At 70.5% G+C, this 16,116-nt stretch carries 15 protein-coding genes and 1 tRNA gene; 7 read left to right on the top strand and 9 right to left on the bottom strand.

All coding sequences use genetic code 11. The features are described from left to right. The first annotated feature begins 3 nt into the window (after positions 1 to 3). On the top strand, positions 4 to 1,197 hold the full coding sequence (locus HUS56_RS12495; RefSeq protein ID WP_173923726.1) for a cation:proton antiporter: 1,194 nt from the start codon (positions 4 to 6) through the stop codon (positions 1,195 to 1,197). A gap of 17 nt (positions 1,198 to 1,214) precedes the next feature. Here the strand turns inward: HUS56_RS12495 and HUS56_RS12490 are convergent, their stop codons facing one another. After that, positions 1,215 to 2,333, bottom strand: coding sequence for an LLM class flavin-dependent oxidoreductase (locus HUS56_RS12490; protein WP_173923725.1), 1,119 nt, complete (start codon positions 2,331 to 2,333; stop codon positions 1,215 to 1,217). Positions 2,334 to 2,523: 190 nt separating this feature from the next. Here HUS56_RS12490 and HUS56_RS12485 point away from each other — a divergent pair, with 190 nt between their 5' ends. Further along, positions 2,524 to 3,183, top strand: coding sequence for an NADPH-dependent F420 reductase (locus HUS56_RS12485; protein ID WP_173923724.1), 660 nt, complete (start codon positions 2,524 to 2,526; stop codon positions 3,181 to 3,183). A 16-nt stretch (positions 3,184 to 3,199) separates the two neighbouring features. Here HUS56_RS12485 and HUS56_RS12480 read toward each other — a convergent pair whose 3' ends face one another. The 5 genes from HUS56_RS12480 to galU form a co-directional block, all read right to left on the bottom strand. Further along, positions 3,200 to 4,696, bottom strand: coding sequence for an MFS transporter (locus HUS56_RS12480; protein WP_371808307.1), 1,497 nt, complete (start codon positions 4,694 to 4,696; stop codon positions 3,200 to 3,202). A 44-nt stretch (positions 4,697 to 4,740) separates the two neighbouring features. Next, positions 4,741 to 4,813, bottom strand: a tRNA-Ala gene (locus tag HUS56_RS12475). 53 nt (positions 4,814 to 4,866) lie between these two features. Continuing rightward, positions 4,867 to 5,874 (bottom strand): hypothetical protein, encoded by a 1,008-nt coding sequence (locus HUS56_RS12470; protein ID WP_173923723.1) that lies wholly within the window; start codon positions 5,872 to 5,874, stop codon positions 4,867 to 4,869. A gap of 53 nt (positions 5,875 to 5,927) precedes the next feature. Beyond that, positions 5,928 to 6,590 carry a GNAT family N-acetyltransferase gene (locus HUS56_RS12465; RefSeq protein ID WP_173923722.1) on the bottom strand — a complete coding sequence of 221 codons (663 nt, stop codon included), beginning with the start codon at positions 6,588 to 6,590 and terminating at the stop codon, positions 5,928 to 5,930. Between the two features lies 1 nt (position 6,591). Then, positions 6,592 to 7,491 carry a UTP--glucose-1-phosphate uridylyltransferase GalU gene (galU, locus tag HUS56_RS12460; RefSeq protein ID WP_173923721.1) on the bottom strand — a complete coding sequence of 300 codons (900 nt, stop codon included), beginning with the start codon at positions 7,489 to 7,491 and terminating at the stop codon, positions 6,592 to 6,594. Between the two features lie 83 nt (positions 7,492 to 7,574). Between galU and HUS56_RS12455 the strand changes: the two genes are divergently transcribed. Continuing rightward, complete coding sequence (locus HUS56_RS12455; RefSeq protein WP_173923720.1) at positions 7,575 to 8,153, top strand: 5-formyltetrahydrofolate cyclo-ligase; 579 nt, start codon at positions 7,575 to 7,577, stop codon at positions 8,151 to 8,153. 31 nt (positions 8,154 to 8,184) lie between these two features. Further along, positions 8,185 to 8,532, top strand: coding sequence for an FmdB family zinc ribbon protein (locus HUS56_RS12450; RefSeq protein ID WP_173923719.1), 348 nt, complete (start codon positions 8,185 to 8,187; stop codon positions 8,530 to 8,532). 251 nt (positions 8,533 to 8,783) lie between these two features. Here the strand turns inward: HUS56_RS12450 and HUS56_RS12445 are convergent, their stop codons facing one another. Beyond that, positions 8,784 to 12,554 carry an ATP-binding protein gene (locus HUS56_RS12445; RefSeq protein WP_173923718.1) on the bottom strand — a complete coding sequence of 1,257 codons (3,771 nt, stop codon included), beginning with the start codon at positions 12,552 to 12,554 and terminating at the stop codon, positions 8,784 to 8,786. A 78-nt stretch (positions 12,555 to 12,632) separates the two neighbouring features. Next, a complete protein-coding gene (gene ald / locus HUS56_RS12440) occupies positions 12,633 to 13,730 on the bottom strand; it encodes an alanine dehydrogenase (protein WP_173923717.1) in 1,098 nt (365 codons plus the stop codon). 128 nt (positions 13,731 to 13,858) lie between these two features. Between ald and HUS56_RS12435 the strand changes: the two genes are divergently transcribed. Further along, a complete protein-coding gene (locus HUS56_RS12435; protein ID WP_371808306.1) occupies positions 13,859 to 14,377 on the top strand; it encodes an Lrp/AsnC family transcriptional regulator in 519 nt (172 codons plus the stop codon). A gap of 51 nt (positions 14,378 to 14,428) precedes the next feature. Here HUS56_RS12435 and HUS56_RS12430 read toward each other — a convergent pair whose 3' ends face one another. Next, positions 14,429 to 15,496, bottom strand: coding sequence for an ATP-dependent DNA ligase (locus HUS56_RS12430; protein ID WP_173923716.1), 1,068 nt, complete (start codon positions 15,494 to 15,496; stop codon positions 14,429 to 14,431). Between the two features lie 179 nt (positions 15,497 to 15,675). On the opposite strand from HUS56_RS12430, the gene HUS56_RS12425 reads away from it, so the two are divergent. Continuing rightward, positions 15,676 to 15,834: a hypothetical protein gene (locus HUS56_RS12425; RefSeq protein ID WP_173923715.1), complete on the top strand. Its 159-nt coding sequence runs from the start codon at positions 15,676 to 15,678 to the stop codon at positions 15,832 to 15,834. After that, the gene (locus HUS56_RS12420) at positions 15,831 to 16,100 is read left to right on the top strand and encodes a hypothetical protein (protein ID WP_173923714.1); all 270 of its coding nucleotides are present in this window, start codon (positions 15,831 to 15,833) and stop codon (positions 16,098 to 16,100) included. Before HUS56_RS12425 ends, HUS56_RS12420 begins: the two co-directional genes overlap by 4 nt. Positions 16,101 to 16,116 lie beyond the last annotated feature (16 nt).

Raw genomic sequence — 16,116 nt, 5'->3', positions numbered from 1 at the left:
CGCATGCACGAGACGACGCTGCTCCTCATCGAAGTCGGCGCGCTGCTTCTCGGTATGAGCCTGCTCGGTCGTCTCTCGCTCCTGATCGGCATCTCGCCGATCCCGTTCTACCTCCTCCTCGGCCTCGCCTTCGGCGAGGGAGGCCTCGTGCCGCTCGACGCCAGCGCCGAGTTCCTCGAGGTGGGGTCGGAGATCGGCATCATCCTGCTGCTGGCCCTCCTCGGACTCGAGTACACGGCCGAGGAGCTCTTCACCAGCCTGAAGTCGGCGCGCGTGCCGGGCATCGTCGACGCGCTGCTCAACGCCCTGCCAGGAGCAGCGCTCGCGCTCCTGCTCGGATGGGGGCCGATCGCCGCGGTCGCGCTCGCCGGCGTCACATGGGTCTCGTCGTCGGGCGTCATCGCCAAGCTGCTCCGCGACCTCGGCCGCCTCTCGAACCGCGAGACGCCCGCGGTGCTGGCCGTGCTCGTGATCGAGGACCTCGCGATGGCCTTCTACCTGCCCGTGCTCTCGGCCGTCGTGGTGGGCGTGAGCCTCATGCAGGGGGCGATCGCCGTGGCCGTCGCCGTGGCGGTGGTCGCCGTCATCCTCTTCGTCGCCCTGCGGCATGGCCACGTGGTCTCGCGGCTGTTCCCGGCCGACGAGTTCGAGGCGCTGCTGCTCGGCGTCATGGGGTTGACCATGCTCGTGGCCGGCCTCGCCGCGCAGGTGGGGGTCTCCGCCGCGGTCGGCGCCTTCCTCGTGGGCATCGCCCTGTCGGGCCGGGTCGCGGCGAACGCGAGCCAGGTGCTCACCCCGCTCCGCGACCTGTTCGCGGCGACGTTCTTCCTCTTCTTCGGCCTCACGTCGGACTTCGCCGGGCTGCTCTCGATGCTCCTGCCCGCGCTCGGGCTCGCGATCGTCACGATCTTCACGAAGCTCGTGACCGGCGCGTACGCGGCTCGGCGAGCGGGCGTCGGCACGCTCGGCCAATGGCGGGCCGGCCTGTCACTCGGCCCTCGCGGCGAGTTCTCGATCGTGATCGCCGGGCTCGCGGTGAGCGCCGGGGGGCCACCTGAGATCGCACCCCTCGCGACGGGTTACGTCCTGATCACGATCATCGCGGGCACGTTCCTGTCGAGGCTTCCGGATGCCGCGTGGTTCCGCGCCGCCGTCAGGCGGCGCGCCGCGGCGGCTCCGGCGCGCGGCACCGCCTGAGGCGGCGTGCGCTCGCGTCAGTCGCGTGCGTGCTCGGCCGCTGCGGCGGCATCCGCTCGATCTGCCGCGTCGAGCTCGACGGGCTCGCCAGCGGCGTCGGACTCGGCGAGCAGCTCGCGGACGCGGGGCACGACCTCCGTCGCGTACCGCTCGATGCTGCCCATCATGTGCTCGTGCGACAGGGTCCCGTTCGAGTACTTCAGATCGAAGCGGGTCGCGCCGATCGCCCGCATCGCCGCCGCGATCTTCTGCGCGACCGTCTCGGACGAGCCGGCGTACAGCGCACCGCTCGGGCCGGCCTCGACCTCGAAGTGCTCGCGAGTCACCGGACCCCAGCCGCGCTCCTTGCCGATGCGGTCGATATTGGCCTTGTAGTGCGGCCACAGCGTGTCGCGCGCCTCAGCGTCGGTCTCGCCGATGTGCCCGGGCGAGTGGACCGCGATGGGCTGCGGTTCGTGGCCGAACTGCTCGAGGGCGCGCCGGTAGAGGTCGGCGAGCGGGGCGAACCGAGCGGGACTGCCGCCGATGATCGCGAGCACGAGCGGAAGCCCGTAATGGGCGGCGCGCACGACGGACTCGGGGCTGCCGCCCACGCCGACCCACGTCTTCAGCCGACCGTGTTCCACGGGCGGGTAGACGAGCTGGTCGGTGAGCGGTGAGCGCAGCTCGCCCGACCAGGTCACCGGCTCCTGCGGCAGCAGGGCCGCGAAGAGGTTGAGCTTCTCCTCGAACAGCTCCTGGTACTGGCTCAGGTCGAATCCGAAGAGCGGGAACGACTCGATGAACGAACCGCGCCCGAGGATGACCTCGGCGCGCCCGTTCGAGAGGGCGTCGAGGGTCGCGAATCGCTCGAACACCCGCACCGGGTCGTCGGAGCTCAACACCGTGACCGCCGAGCCGAGGTGGATGCGCTCGGTGCGGCCCGCGATCGCCGCCAGCACGACCTCGGGTGCCGAGACCGAGAAGTCCTCGCGGTGATGCTCACCGACACCGAAGAAGTCGAGACCGAGGCGATCGGCGAGCACGGCCTGCTCCACGAGGTTGCGCAGCGTCTGCGCGTGCGTGAGCAATGCGCCGTCGGGGCCCGCCGTCACATCGCCGAAGGTGTCGAGTCCGAACTCGAAGTGCCCAGCCATCTCACGCCCCATCCCGTGCATGCACGCGCACGCATCGTCTCGCACAACCGTCGCGCTGCCGACACTATTCCTCCTGCCCCCGCGGCACCATGTCGCTCGCGGAATGCCGAGGGCACCGCACGCGTTGCTGGAAGATGTCGATGCATGGATCATCCCCGTGGATGAGCACCGCGTGGGCGAGAATGGAGGGGTGGACGTGACGGAACGGCCGGTGGTCGGGATCTTCGGTGCTGGGAAGGTCGGCACCGCCCTCGCCCGACTCCTCGAGGCATCCGGGTACGACGTCCTCATCACCGGTTCCCCCAGGCAGAAGGCGCTCGATCTGCTCGTGGCCGTCGTCGCTCCGGGCGCCCGCGTCGCCACCCCCGATGAACTCGTCGCCGAGGCCGACGTCATCATCGTCGCCGTGCCGTTCGGCAAGGCCGCAACGGTGCCGTGGGAGCTGTTCGACGACCGCATCGTGGTCGACGCCATGAACTACTGGCCGCCGGTCGACGGGCACCTGCCGATGATCGACGCCGACGAGCGCTCGACGAGCGAGATCAACGCCGCTCGCAACCCGCGCGCGCGGGTGGTGAAGTCGCTCAACCACCTCGGGTATCACGAGATGGAGGACGACAGCATGGACGCCGGCTCTCCGCTGCGCCGTGCGCTGGCCGTCGTGGGGGACGATGAGGATGCCCGCAACGTCATCGCCCGGATCATCGACGACATCGGATTCGACGCGGTCGACGGCGGTCCGCTGGCGAACGGGCGAGCGCTCGAGCCGGGGAATCCGGCGTTCGGCCGGGAGTTGTCGGCGAGTGAGCTCGTCGCACTGCTCGCGCCCGTCGCACACCTCGCCGCCTGACCCGAACGGGTTCCGCTCATCCGGGCACCGGATCCGCACCGCCGAGCGCCGTGCGGCGTCGGCGACGTGAGCCGAGGTCGACGACCCCGATGGCGAAGGCGACCGCGATGAAGAGCGCGACCGCGAGCATGCCGACCCCGTAGGCGTCGTGATACGTGGTGAGGTCGGGCGAGGACGTGCCCGACTCGCGATAGATCGTCGAGTAGAACAGCGACAGGGCGACGGCGGTGCCGATCGACGTGCCGATGCGCTGGCCGAGCTGGCCGACCGAGCCCGCGAGGCCGCCCTGCTTGACGGGGATGTCCATGAGCGCCAGCGTCTGGTTCGGCGCGATGACGAGGCCGCCGCCCGCCCCCGCGATCGACATCGCCGCGGCCATCAACCACGGCGTGACGGCCGGCGGCGTGACGAGCGCCACGAGCACGAGCAGGCCCAGTCCGAGCAGGAAGAGCGCGAGTCCCCAGACCACGAGTGGCCGGCCCATCCGGTTCACGAGGTTCCCGCCGATCCATGACCCGAGCGCGCTGACCAACGCGAAGCCGATGCTCACCATCCCGGCGTAGAGGGCCTCGAGGCCCAGCCCGTGCTGCAGGTAGAGCGTCGTGAGCAGGAACATGGGCGGTGCCGCCGCGAAGTAGGCGCTCGCGAGCGCCGTGCCGTTGCGGAAGCTCGTCACCCGGAACAGCCCCAACGGGACGAGCGGGTGCTTGCCGGATGCCGCGTACCGCTTCTCCCATGCGATGAACGCCGTGAGCGCCAGGACGAAGACCACGAGCACCCACCATCGGGCCGGGTCGTCGGTCGGAGCTCCGGTCGTGAAGAGGAACGGCCACATGAGGGCGACCACGGTGACGCCGAAGAGCAGGACGCCGACGGGATCGAGCGACAGCGGTTCATCCGACGGATGCCGCGTGGTCGGCAGGTACCAGATGGCGAACCCGATGGCGATGAGCGTCAGCGGCACGTTGATCCAGAAGATGCCGCGCCATCCGTCGACCGGTCCGCCGAGGGCGATCAGCAGGCCGCCGAGCGTCGGGCCGAAGGCGGTCGCGAGGCCGATGGTGGCGCCGAAGAGCCCGAACGCCTTGCCCCGCTCGGCGCCGCGGAACAGCTCCTGCACGAGGCCCAGCACCTGCGGCATCTGGATGCCGGCCGCGACCCCCTGGAGCAGGCGCGCCACGAGCAGCACGGTGGCGTTGGGGGCCAGCGCCGCGGCGAGGCTCGTGAGCGCGAACAGGCTGAGTCCGATGACGAAGAGCACCTTGCGCGACCGCTGGTCGCCGATACGGCCGGCGGGCACGAGCGTGAGCCCGAACGTGAGCACGTAGCCCGCCACGATGAGCTGAAGCTCGGTCGAACCGGCGCCCAGTGAATCCTCGATCGACGGGAGCCCGACGTTCAGCTTCGAGAGGTCCATGATCGTGAGCGCGGCAACGCCCACGCAGATCCAGTACGCGCGCCAGCGGTGCCGGTCGGAGATCGGGATCGATCGAGTGGGAGGCACATCGGTCACCGCTCAACCCTACGCGAGGAGCCTCGGGCTGCCGCATCACACGGTGGACCCAGGGGGATTCGAACCCCCGACCTTCTCATTGCGAACGAGACGCGCTACCAACTGCGCCATGGGCCCGAGCGACAACGACTCTATCACCCCCCGGAGGGTGGTCCGGACCACGCGTCGGGTCAGATCGCCCGACGGCGACGACGCAGCACGGCGTCGAGATCGTCGAGCGCGGGCTCGGCCACGTCGACGATGCCCATGCGTGCGTAAGGGCTCGTCGGCTTCGGGGCGGCCGACGCCGGCGCGGCCGGCGCGAGCTTCGGAACCGCCTGCTCGGCCCGTCGGGCGACCTCGGCCTCGAGCTCCGTTCGGCGCAGCTGCTCCGCCGCCTCGATCGACGCCATGGCCGCAGCGGCGATCGTTCCCCGCGACAGGTGCAGGGGCTTCGGCAGCGGTTGCGGTGTCCACTCGTGCTGCTCCGCCACCGGTTCGGCCTCGGCCAGGTCGATGGGTTCGAACGGCACGGTCGACGGCCGCACGACCGGATCGGCGGCGACGACGGGGAGGCGCACGCGGGCGAGTGCCACGAGGGCGGTCGCGGCCACCAGCACGCCGAGACCTCCGCCCGCCGCGATGAACGGCGTCGCACCCGAGGCCCACACGATGGCGCCGCCGACCGCCGTGAGCAGCGACGCCAGAAGCAGCAGCGAGCACAGGCCGCGCCTGCGGCGCAGCGACCGGCGAGCACGGATGGCGATGTCGTAGGAACGAGCGGCCGGCGAGGCATCCGTCATTCTCGGGAGCTGCAGCGGCTCCGTCACTGCGGCCCCGGTCGCCGCAGCAGCCGTCGTCGCGGCTGCCGCGAGCTCGCGCGCCGCCGCGGCCGCCTCAGCCGCAGACCGTCGCTCGGCGACCGCGAGGTGCTCGGCCGCTTCGGCGGCGAGCCGAGCCGCCTCCTCGTGCTCGTGCAGGATGCGCTGCTGCGCCGCGACCTCGCGCGCCGTGGCCTCGACGCGCACGGGTTCGGGCGTCTCGGCCGTCTCGGCCAGGATGCGGAGGGTCTGCTGCAGGCGCACGGCGTTGCGTTCGGTCGCGAGGTACTGGCGACGACGAAGCCAGCTCGGCAGCAGGTAGGCGATCCACAGCGCGGCGGCGGCCGCCACGAGAACTCCCCCGCCGATCGCGTCCATGCGACAACGCTAGGTCAACGCGCACGAATCACGCGGCTCGTCGGAGGGCGTGTTCAGTGATCGGTGAGGTGCAGCGGCGACGCCGCGGCCGCGCGGTCCTCGGGTGGGATCCGGGCGGCGTCGACCGGTACGCGGCCCTCGCGCCAGCGACGCAGGACGCCGCGACGCACCTCTTCGGCGACGAGCGCGAAGGCGAAGTGATCGCGCCAGTCGCCATTGATGTGGATGAAGCGTCGCCGGAGTCCCTCGTAGCGGAAGCCGAGCTTCTCGACCACGCGAAGCGAGGGGCCGTTCTCGGGTCGGATGCAGATCTCCATGCGATGCAGTCGAAGCACCGAGAAGCAGTGGTCGGTCGCGAGGGCGACCGCCGTCGGCGTGATGCCGCGACCGGCATACTCCTGCGAGACCCAGTATCCGATCGACGCGGACGAGAGGGAACCGAACGTGATCGACGACACGTTCAACTGGCCGACGAGCCGGCCGTCGTACTCGATGATGAAGGGAAGCCCGTTGCCGCTGCGGGCGTGTGCGAGCAGGTTCCGGATGCTCCCGCGCGTGTCGATGACCGAGCCGCCGCCGGGATAGGTGGCCTCCCACTGTCGCAGCCAGGCGCGGTTCTCGAGGAGCACGCGCTCGAGCGGCTTCGCGTCTCGCGCGCGGATGGGCCGCAGCGTGACGTCCCCGTCACGCAGCGTGGGGAGCACGGCGGCCGCCATGTCAGTCCAGGTCGAATCCGGTGACGTACTCGGCGAGCCACGGCTTCAGCTCGGGTCCGAGGTCGTCGCGGTCGACTGCGAGCTGGACGACGGCCTTGATGTAGTCGAGCTTGTCGCCGGTGTCGTACCGTCGGCCGCGGAAGACCACGCCGTACACCCCGCCCGTGCCCTCGATGTCGGCCGCCATCTCCATGAGCGCGTCGGTGAGCTGGATCTCGCCGCCCTTGCCCGGTTCGGTGCGATCGAGGATGTCGAACACCTCTGGGCGCAGCACGTAGCGACCTATGACCGCGAGGTTCGAGGGCGCCACGTCGGCCGTCGGCTTCTCGACGAGTCCGGTGACTCGCACGACGTCGGGGTCGTCGGTGGGTTCGACGGCGGCGGCCCCGTAGAGGTGGATGGAGTCGGGATCGACCTCGAGCAGCGCAACGATGGTCGCTTCGCGCCTGTCGTGCTCAGCCAGCATCCGGGTCAGGAGCGGGTCGCGAGCGTCGATGATGTCGTCACCGAGGAGCACCGCGAACGGGTGGTCGCCGACATGCATCCGAGCACGAAGCACCGCGTGCCCGAGCCCCAACGGATCGCCCTGTCGCACATAGTGCATGTCGGCGAGCTCGGTGGACTCGTTCACCTTCTCGAGCTTCGCCGTGTCGCCCTTGCGCTCGAGCGTCGCCTCGAGCTCGGCCACCCGGTCGAAGTGGTTCTCGAGCGCGTTCTTGTTGCGTCCGGTCACCAACAGGACGTCGGACAGCCCGGCGTCGACGGCCTCCTCGACCACGTACTGGATCGCGGGCTTGTCGACGACCGGGAGCATCTCCTTCGGCATCGCCTTCGTCGCTGGAAGGAAGCGAGTGCCGAGCCCTGCGGCCGGAATGACGGCCTTCGTGATCCGTTGGGTCATGCGATTCAGCGTAACCGGATGTCGGAGGTGCCGGTGACGCGGGTCGGCCGGCACCCGGCGTGCGGCGCCCTAGGATGAGTGCCATGCCCGACGATGTGGATGTCCGGAAGCGCATCCTGCGCGCCGAACTGCGCGAGCGCCGGCAGGTCATGACCTCCGCCGAGCGCCGTCGCGCCTCGGAGGGCATCACGGCACGACTTTCGGAGCTCATCGCCTCCACGGGCGCCGAATCGGTCTCCTGCTACCTGTCGATGCCGAACGAGCCCGACACCCGGCCCTTCCTGGAGTGGGCGAGGGCCCGCGGCATCCGCGTGCTGCTTCCCGTCACGCGCGAAGACGGCCTGCTCGACTGGACGGTCGGCGAGGAGGACGACGAGACCCTCGGTCTGCACGGGGTGCCCGAGGCGATCGGCGAGTTGCTCGGACCGATGGCGATCAACGACGTCGACCTCATCCTCGTGCCGGCGGCGGCGATCGACCGCACCGGAATGCGGCTCGGCTGGGGTCGCGGCTACTTCGACAAGACCCTCGGTTCGATGGAAAAATGTCCTCCGGTGTACGCCGTCGTGTTCGACAGCGAGTTCGTCGAGCAAGTGCCGCGCGAGGTGCACGACCAGCCGGTGAACGGGGTCGTCACTCCCACGCGGATCATCGCGTTCTGAGCGTCACCACCGATCCGGAAGAGTCTCCTGAATGCCCACCTATTCCTACCGCTGCACCGAATGCGACAACGCGTTCGACATCCACCAGGCCTTCACCGACGACGCACTGACCGTGTGCGAGGTCTGCGGCGGGCGACTTCGCAAGCTGTTCAACACCATCGGCGTGACGTTCAACGGCTCGGGGTTCTATCGCACCGACTCCCGCAGCGGTGACGGCGGCTCGGGCTCCTCGAAGGGCGCAGAGGGGTCGGGCTCGTCGTCGGCCACCGAAGGCTCCGCCGGTTCCAGCGGCTCGAGTGGCCCGGCAGCCGCGAGCGGTTCAGGCGGATCGTCGGGGGGCGCCCGCGCATCGTCGGGGTCATCCTCCGCCACGGTGTAGCCCCGCCCGCACACGTACCGGTGCTCACACGCCCGTCTACGTCTGACGCCAGTGGGGTGGGCGATCGCGCGTCAGGCGGTCATCGTCGGATGACGCGGGCCGGTCGCCGTCCCTCCGTTCCCCGACCTCGCCGTCGTCGCCGCCTCGCACCGGCGGCTCGGGTGCGGGATCCGAGCCGGGTGCGGGGGTGAGCTTGGCGCGTCGGGCCCGCCCCGGGGCGCGCTCGATACGCTGGCGCGGTTCGTCGGCCATCAGCTCGCCGCGGCATCCGTCGACCGCGTCGCCTGCTCGGGCTTGCCGAGCAGTGCCGCAACCCGGTTCGCGACCGCCTCGGGGTCGCTGAAGAGCTCGAAGCTGTGCACCCGCAGGTAGTGCCAGCCCAGACGGCGGAGCACATCGGGACGCAGCCGGAGCGACTCGCGAAGGCTCAGCCCCTCGAAGGCCTCGTCCGTCTCGACCACGACGGCCTTGCCCGCATGCGCAGCGGCCAGGGGCAGCTTGCCCCGGTGGTCGACGCTCACCCGGATGCCGCGACGGGCGAGCCGCGCAGCGAGGTCGCCGAGCATCGAGTCGATCGGCACTCCGGCATCGTCAGCGGCAGCGGCGCGCTGCTCGGTCTGGCTGAGGATGTTCGCGAGCGCGAGCACGCCGTGCGACTGCCGATCAGCGTCGATGTGCTCGGGGCGGAAGGCCGAGACGAGGTCCATCGACCGGCGCGCCCGGGTCATGCCCACGGCCAGCAGCCGGTCGCCGCCCGGCGCACCGAGCGAACCGAAGTTCGAGAGCAGGCGCCCGTGCGGGGTTCGCGCATACCCGACGGAGAAGATGACCCGGTCGCGGCTCTGGGCGACGGCCTGCTCGAGCGTCAGCACCGTGAACGGCTCGGCTCGGTCCTTCAGGATGAAGTCGGACAGGTCGGTGCGCTTCGCGAACGCGGCGAGGACGGCCTGGTGCACGCGCGCCGCGTGCTTCGCGCTCGCGGTGATCACCATGAGCGACTCGCGCGGGCGCTTCACCGCGTGCTCCATCACGAGTTCGACCACCTTCGCGACCTCGGAATCGATCGATTCCACCGTGCCCGTGAGCGAGTCGGGGAGGCCATTGCCGCGAACGTAGTGCAACCCCAGGCTCCCGTGGCCGAGGAAGCTGCCCGCCCACGGCAGGGAGTCGATCCGCCCGGCGTAGAACCGGCGGTTCACGAGTTCGGCGAGATCCTCGCCACCCGCCCGGTAGCTGCGCGTGAGCGTGAGCGTCGGCAGCAGCTCACCGAGGCGCGCCAGCGCCGAATCCGCGTGCAGCGCGTCGACGCCCTGCTCGGTGCTCGGGCCGCCGTCGTGCTCGACGTCGTCGATCGCGGTCTCGAACAGGGTGGGGGTCTGCGTCACCGGGTCGCCGAATGCGACGACCTGCCGGGCGCGACGGATCGCTCCGAGGTTCTCGGCGATCGTCGTGGATCCTGCGTCCACGAGGATGACCGCATCGAAGGCGATGGCGTCGTCGATCTCCGCGACCTCGTACGGCGACGTGAGCCAGATCGGAGCGAGGACCCGGAACAGGTGCGGTGTGTCCCGGTGCAGCAGGTCGGGGCGCACCCGGTCGCCCCGCAGCATCCGCCGCAGTTTCTGCGCCTCGTCTGGGTGATCGACGAGGGCGACCTTCCAGTTCTCGGCGAGATGCCACGAGAGCAGCGCTCCCGCGGCGGAGGCATGCGCCTCGTCGACGAGCCGGAAGTCGGCCTCGAGCCGGTCGAGCACCGCCGTGTTGGCACCGAGCAGTGCGGGCTCGCCGGCCAGCATCATCTCGAAGACCGACTGCCACCAGGCGAGTTCGAGTTCATTCGCGACGCCGCGCTCGGGCACGTGCCGCTTCGCGAGGTCGAGCAGCAGCGGGTCGAGCCCCAGTTCTCGCAGTCGGGCGAGCACTGCGGTGCGCTCCTGCAGGTTGGTCAGCACCTCGGACTCGGCCGCGAGGCCGGCGAGGTTGGCCCCGAGCTCGCGAACCGGGCGGGCCGCGAGCTGCCTGGGAGTACCGGCCACGCCGAGCGGCGCGTCGAGCGCCGCGAGGTCGGCGCCGACCGTCCGGTAGAGCACGTGCACATCGTCGATGCCCACCGGCACGCTCGGGACGGCGCCCGCCTCCGAGTACCGCTGCCAGAGCGTGCGTTGCTGCTGGATGCCGCGAAGCGCCGCGTTCAGGTCGGAGACGTGCACGCCGGGCCGCACGTACTCGAGCGCGAGTCGACGCAATCGACGGCGGTTCGTCACCGACATGCCGGTCGACTCCCGTCGCGCGCTGGTCGCCGCGATGAGCTCGCCCAGCGGCCGGTCGAACACGGTCGGCTGGAACCGGTCGAGCGTCTCGCGCACGTCGAGCAGGAGCCGGAGGAACACGCCGAGCTCTGCCACGGATTCGAAGGGGCGCAGGCGGGTCTGGGCGATCAGCGCGCGACCGCGCTCCGGGAGTCGGGGAAGATCGGTGGCGCTCAGGCGCTTCGCGGGCTCGTGCGCTCGCGTCGCCTCGTCGGATGACGTGAACGACGCGCCGTACCACGGCGAGTCGCCGGGCCCGTAACGGAACTCGCCGAGCTCGGCCGCGCGCGCGAGATCGTGCGCGACCGTGCCGCGGCCCTTGGCGAGTGCGACGAGCGAGCCGTGGTCGAGCCGCGCTGTCGTGGACGGGGCGTCATCGAGGAGTGCGAGCCGCGCAAGTTCGCCGAGCGCGTCGAGCACCGAGACCCCGAGCTCGGGGTCGCGCCGGGTGAGTGCCGCACGATAATCGAGCAGCACCTTCCGGAGCCGGACGAGCGCGTCGTCGACGTCGGCAACCCTCGGTCGCTCCACCTTCTCGTTGCGCGAGATGGACTGGATGAGGTCACGACGCAATCCGGCCGTCGTGACGGCGGCACCGCCGAGCCCGACCTGACCGAGGCGATGCGCGATGCCGTCGAGGCTCGCCCGTCTCGCCCCGACGACCAGCACTCGCTTGTCCTTCGCGACGAGGGCGCCGATCGCGTTCACGATCGTCTGCGTGCCGCCTGTTCCGGGCAGCGTCTTCACGACGATCGACGACCCGGACTCGATCTCGGCGATGACCTGCTCCTGCTCGGGATCCGCGTCGAGCAGCAGCGAGTCGGTGGATGGTGGTCGTTCGTCCTGCGGCACCATCCTGGCGCGCTCGCGGTCGCTCGCCAATGCGGCGCGAGCCGCCGGATTGCCGGCGACCGCGTCGATGAGCGGGTGGTCGAGTCGCTGGGCGTCGGCCGCCATCGCCGGGCCGACCTCGGCGAACGAGGACACCACGAGCCGTGGTGCCACATGGAACACGGGCAGGTGCGACGTCAGCCCCCGGAGCCGGTCGATGACCGGCTGCGGCTTGAACACGCCGTTCGTGATGGCGAGGGCGACGAACGTCTCGGCGTCGAGGGCGATCTGGAACTGCTCCCGCAGTTCGCGGGCGAGCGCGGGGTTGAGGAACGGCTGGCCCTTGAGCTTGAGTTCGAAGTCGCGCCCGTACCGTCGGATGGCGAGGGGCCGCAGCAGAACCGGTGCGAGGAACTCCTCCCCCGCGTTGCGCCACGACGCGAGGCCGATGGCGAGGTGCACGGCCTCGATACCGCGCACGGAGCGAAGCTCGATGCCCTTCTGCGTGATCTCCGCGGCGGCGAGGCGGGCGTTGCGCAGCGCGAGCTCGTCGCGGATGAGGCTCGAGAGCAGGGTCGACTTGCCCGTGATGAACTGCGGCAGGCCGCCGGGATGCGTCGTGGAGAGCTCGATCCGCGTGCGGGGCGTGTCGACGAATCGCACGAGCGGCGAGCGGCCGCCGACCGCCGAGAGCTCGGCGTGCCACCGATTCCAGCTGGGTTCGGCCACGTTACCGGCGACGAGCCGAGGGTCGCCGAGGCTGAGTCCGTCGGGGCTGGTGCTGTCGTCTCGCTGGGGATCTGGAGTCAGGTCATCGGCCGCGGCATCCGTCTCGGCGCCGAGGAGATCCCCGGCGTCATGGTTCCGATCGAGCCGCCACACACGGACACCATACGTTGCCCGGCCGGGTTTGCCGGGAGCATCGCCGCGTCGGCCCCGCTTTCGCGACGACGGATCGGTTCAGTACGCCGATTGGGGTTCCAGTCCGTGGGCGAGGGCGACGCCTTCATTGACGAGACGTCCTGCAGTCGCGTTCAGGCCGAGGGCGAGTGCCGGGTCGGCATCGAGCGCGGCGCGCCATCCCAGGTCGGCGATCTTCACGGCGTACGGCAGGGTGGCGTTCGTGAGCGCGGGCGTCGACGTCGCGGGCACGGCGCCGGGCATGTTCGCGACGCAGTAGAAGATCGCGTCGTGGACGCGGAACGTCGGCTGCTCATGCGTCGTCGGACGCGATCCCTCGAAGCATCCGCCCTGGTCGATCGCGATGTCGACGAGCACGCTGCCCGGCCTCATCGTGGCGACCATCGCATCCGTGACGACCTTCGGTGCAGCGGCGCCGGGGACGAGCACCGCGCCGATCACGAGATCCGCGTCGCGCACCTGTCGCGCGAGTTCGTACTGCGACGACGCGAGGGTCTTGATGCGGTGGTCGTGGCGGGCATCGAGCTCCCGCAACTTCGGCAGCGAGATGTCGAGCACGGTCACGTCGGCGCCGAGTCCCAGCGCCGTGGCTGCGGCCTGCTCACCGGCCACGCCGCCGCCGACGACGACGACCTTCGCGGGCGCGGTGCCGGGAACGCCGCCGAGCAGGATGCCGCGTCCGCCCCTCGTCGCGTGGAGTTCCGCCGCTCCGACCTGGGGGGCGAGTCGGCCGGCGACCTCGCTCATCGGAGTGAGCAGCGGGAGGGACCGGTCGGGCAGCTGCACGGTCTCGTAGGCGATCGCCGTGACACCGGAGTCGAGGATGGCACGGGTGAGCGGAAGGTCGGCCGCGAGGTGGAGGTAGGTGAAGAGCGTCAGGTCTTCGCGGAGGAATCCGTATTCCTCGGCGATCGGCTCCTTCACCTTCATCACGAGGTCTGCGGCCCACGCCTCTTCGGCGGTCTCGACGACCCTCGCTCCGGCGGCGACGTACTCTGCGTCGAGGTGGCCGGCCCCGACGCCGGCGCCGGCCTGGATGGCGACGTCGTGCCGTTGCGCGAGCGCGTGCGCGCCCGCCGGCGTCATTGCGACGCGGAACTCGTTGTTCTTGATCTCTGCGGGCACGCCGATGTGCATGGTGACTCCGAATGCTGTGGGGTTGTGGCACCATGTTCGTCGCTTGTTCGAACGGACGGAAGGGATTCCGAACGGAATTCGGTAGACTCACGCTATTGGCGCTGTTCATTCGGACTAGGAGGCGCCCAGTGGCCGATTCACCGCACATCAGCGAACCGACCGGCGCGGCATCCGCTCCCATGGTGCTCGACGCGGTGGATCGGCAGATCGTGGCCCTGCTGCACGAGAATGCCCGCATGCCCAACGTCGACCTCGCCCGCGCGGTCGGCATCTCGCCGTCGACGTGCCTCGCGCGCGTCCGCTCCCTCCGGGAGCGCGGGGTGATCACGAGGTACACGGCCGAGATCAATCCCGCCGCCCTCGGCTTCACGCTGCAGGCGCTCGTGAGCGTGCGCATCCGGCCGGGTGCCCGCCACCTCATGGAGCAGATCTCCGACGAGCTGCGCATGCAGCCCGAGGTCGCCCAGCTGTTCTTCCTCGGCGGCAGCGAGGACTTCCTCATCCACGTCCGGGTGCGCGACAGCGACCATGTGCGGCAATTCGTGTTGAAGAACCTCTCCGCCAATCCGGCGGTCGCACTCACCGAGACGCATCTGGTGTTCGAACACCACACGGCGCTCTCCGCCGGACTGCGCACGGTGCTGTGAGCCGACTGTTGCGCCCGCCCGCGCCCGGTGCTGCGGCCTCGGCCGCCGGGTTCAGCGCTGCAGTGGCAGGATCTCGGACAGGGCGAGGTCGTCGGGGGACTCGAGCTGCTCGTAGGTGCAGCTCTCGGGTGTGCGATCCGTGCGCCACCGCCGGAACTGCGCCGTGTGGCGGAAGCGGTCGCCCTCCATCTTCTCGTACGCCACCTCGACCACGAGCTCGGGACGCAGGGGCACGAACGAGAGGTTCCTGCCCGCACTCCACCGGCTGACGGCGCCGGGCATTCGCGTCGAGGCGTGCGCCTCCTGGTCGGCCCATTCGCCCCACGGATGCCGCGACAGGTCATCTTCGACGTACGGCTCGAGCGTGGCCACGAGTTCCCTGCGCTTGGCCATCGGGAACGACGCAGCCACGCCCACGTGATGCAACCGCCCGTCATCGCCGTAGAGCCCGAGCAGGAGCGAGCCGATGACCCCGCCGGACTTGTGCCAACGGAAGCCGGCGACCACGCAGTCGGCCGTGCGCTCGTGCTTGACCTTGTACATGGTGCGCTTGTCGGGCTGGTACGTGCCGTCGAGCGGCTTCGCCACGACTCCGTCGAGTCCTGCGCCCTCGAACCGAGTGAACCAGTCGCGCGCCTCGCCGAGGTCGGCGGTGGCCGGCGTGATGAAGACCGGGTCGGATGCCGCGGCGAGCGCCCCCTCGAGCCGGGTCCGCCGCTCGGCGAACGGCCGGCCCATGAGGTCCTCGTCGCCGATCGCGAGCAGGTCGAAGGCGACGAACGACGCCGGCGTCTGCTCGGCGAGCAACCGCACGCGGCTGTCGGCGGGATGGATCCGTTGCTGCAGCGCGTCGAAGTCGAGCCGGCCGTCGATGGCGACGATGATCTCGCCATCGACCACGCACCGGCCGGGCAGGTTCTCGCGCAGCGCCTCCACGAGCTCGGGGAAGTACCTCGTCATCGGCCGCTCGTTGCGGCTGCCGAGCTCGATCTCGTCGCCGTCCTTGAACACGATGGTGCGGAATCCGTCCCACTTCGGCTCCACGTGGCCGACGTCGGGGATCTCCTTCACGGATTTCGAGAGCATCGGAGCGACGGGCGGCATCACTGGGAGGTCCATCCGTCCATCATGGTGCGCGGCGGGCGACCGCGCAGCCCCCGGCCGCCTCCACGGCTTCGAAGCATCGGCTAGCACCGGCCCGGAGGCGGGTCAATCCCCTGCCGTCGCCTCCCGCCTCCACGTACCGTAATGTGGCGGACCTCGACGTTGCGGCCCGCTCCGAGCGCGGAGGTGCTTCGATGACCGATTCCGGCCCCACACATTCCGATCCCGAGAGCGACGCCGACCGGGCGCACGGCGACCTCGAGTCGGGTCCGCCAGAGCGCGAGACGTCCGACGACCGGGTCATCGTTCGAGACCCAGACACCGGCCACGTGACGAAGGAGCCCACGCCATGAGCTCCATCATCGACGAGCCGGCCCACGACGAGCGCCCGACCGGACAGTACGGGTTGCCTCCGATCGGCCTCTGGTGGCCCATGCTGGAGCGACCCCTGCAGCACGAGCTGCTGGAGAACCTCGACGCTCCGTTGCGGCAGTACGTCGTGCGACGGATCTTCGATCTCTGCGAGCTCGAGTCGCCCGTGCCGCGCGGTTCGGTGCGCCTCGGCGTGAACGAACGCGCCTACATCGCCGGCTGGATGCACGCCGTGGACTGGGGCTGACTGCGTTCCTCGCGGC

Source organism: Agromyces sp. Marseille-P2726 (assembly GCF_902809835.1).
Classification (GTDB): Bacteria; Actinomycetota; Actinomycetes; order Actinomycetales; family Microbacteriaceae; genus Agromyces.
This window is presented reverse-complemented; position numbering and strand designations above follow the sequence as displayed.

Bases quoted from the DNA above. Each gene is read 5' to 3' on its own strand.
- HUS56_RS12420 (WP_173923714.1), top strand. From the start codon at position 15,831: ATGAGCTCCATCATCGACGAGCCGGCCCACGACGAGCGCCCGACCGGA.
- HUS56_RS12495 (WP_173923726.1), top strand. From the start codon at position 4: ATGCACGAGACGACGCTGCTCCTCATCGAAGTCGGCGCGCTGCTTCTC.
- HUS56_RS12470 (WP_173923723.1), bottom strand. From the start codon at position 5,874: ATGGACGCGATCGGCGGGGGAGTTCTCGTGGCGGCCGCCGCCGCGCTG.
- HUS56_RS12430 (WP_173923716.1), bottom strand. From the start codon at position 15,496: ATGGACCTCCCAGTGATGCCGCCCGTCGCTCCGATGCTCTCGAAATCC.
- HUS56_RS12455 (WP_173923720.1), top strand. From the start codon at position 7,575: ATGCCCGACGATGTGGATGTCCGGAAGCGCATCCTGCGCGCCGAACTG.
- galU (WP_173923721.1), bottom strand. From the start codon at position 7,491: ATGACCCAACGGATCACGAAGGCCGTCATTCCGGCCGCAGGGCTCGGC.
- ald (WP_173923717.1), bottom strand. From the start codon at position 13,730: ATGCACATCGGCGTGCCCGCAGAGATCAAGAACAACGAGTTCCGCGTC.
- HUS56_RS12450 (WP_173923719.1), top strand. From the start codon at position 8,185: ATGCCCACCTATTCCTACCGCTGCACCGAATGCGACAACGCGTTCGAC.
- HUS56_RS12425 (WP_173923715.1), top strand. From the start codon at position 15,676: ATGACCGATTCCGGCCCCACACATTCCGATCCCGAGAGCGACGCCGAC.
- HUS56_RS12465 (WP_173923722.1), bottom strand. From the start codon at position 6,590: ATGGCGGCCGCCGTGCTCCCCACGCTGCGTGACGGGGACGTCACGCTG.
- HUS56_RS12490 (WP_173923725.1), bottom strand. From the start codon at position 2,333: ATGGCTGGGCACTTCGAGTTCGGACTCGACACCTTCGGCGATGTGACG.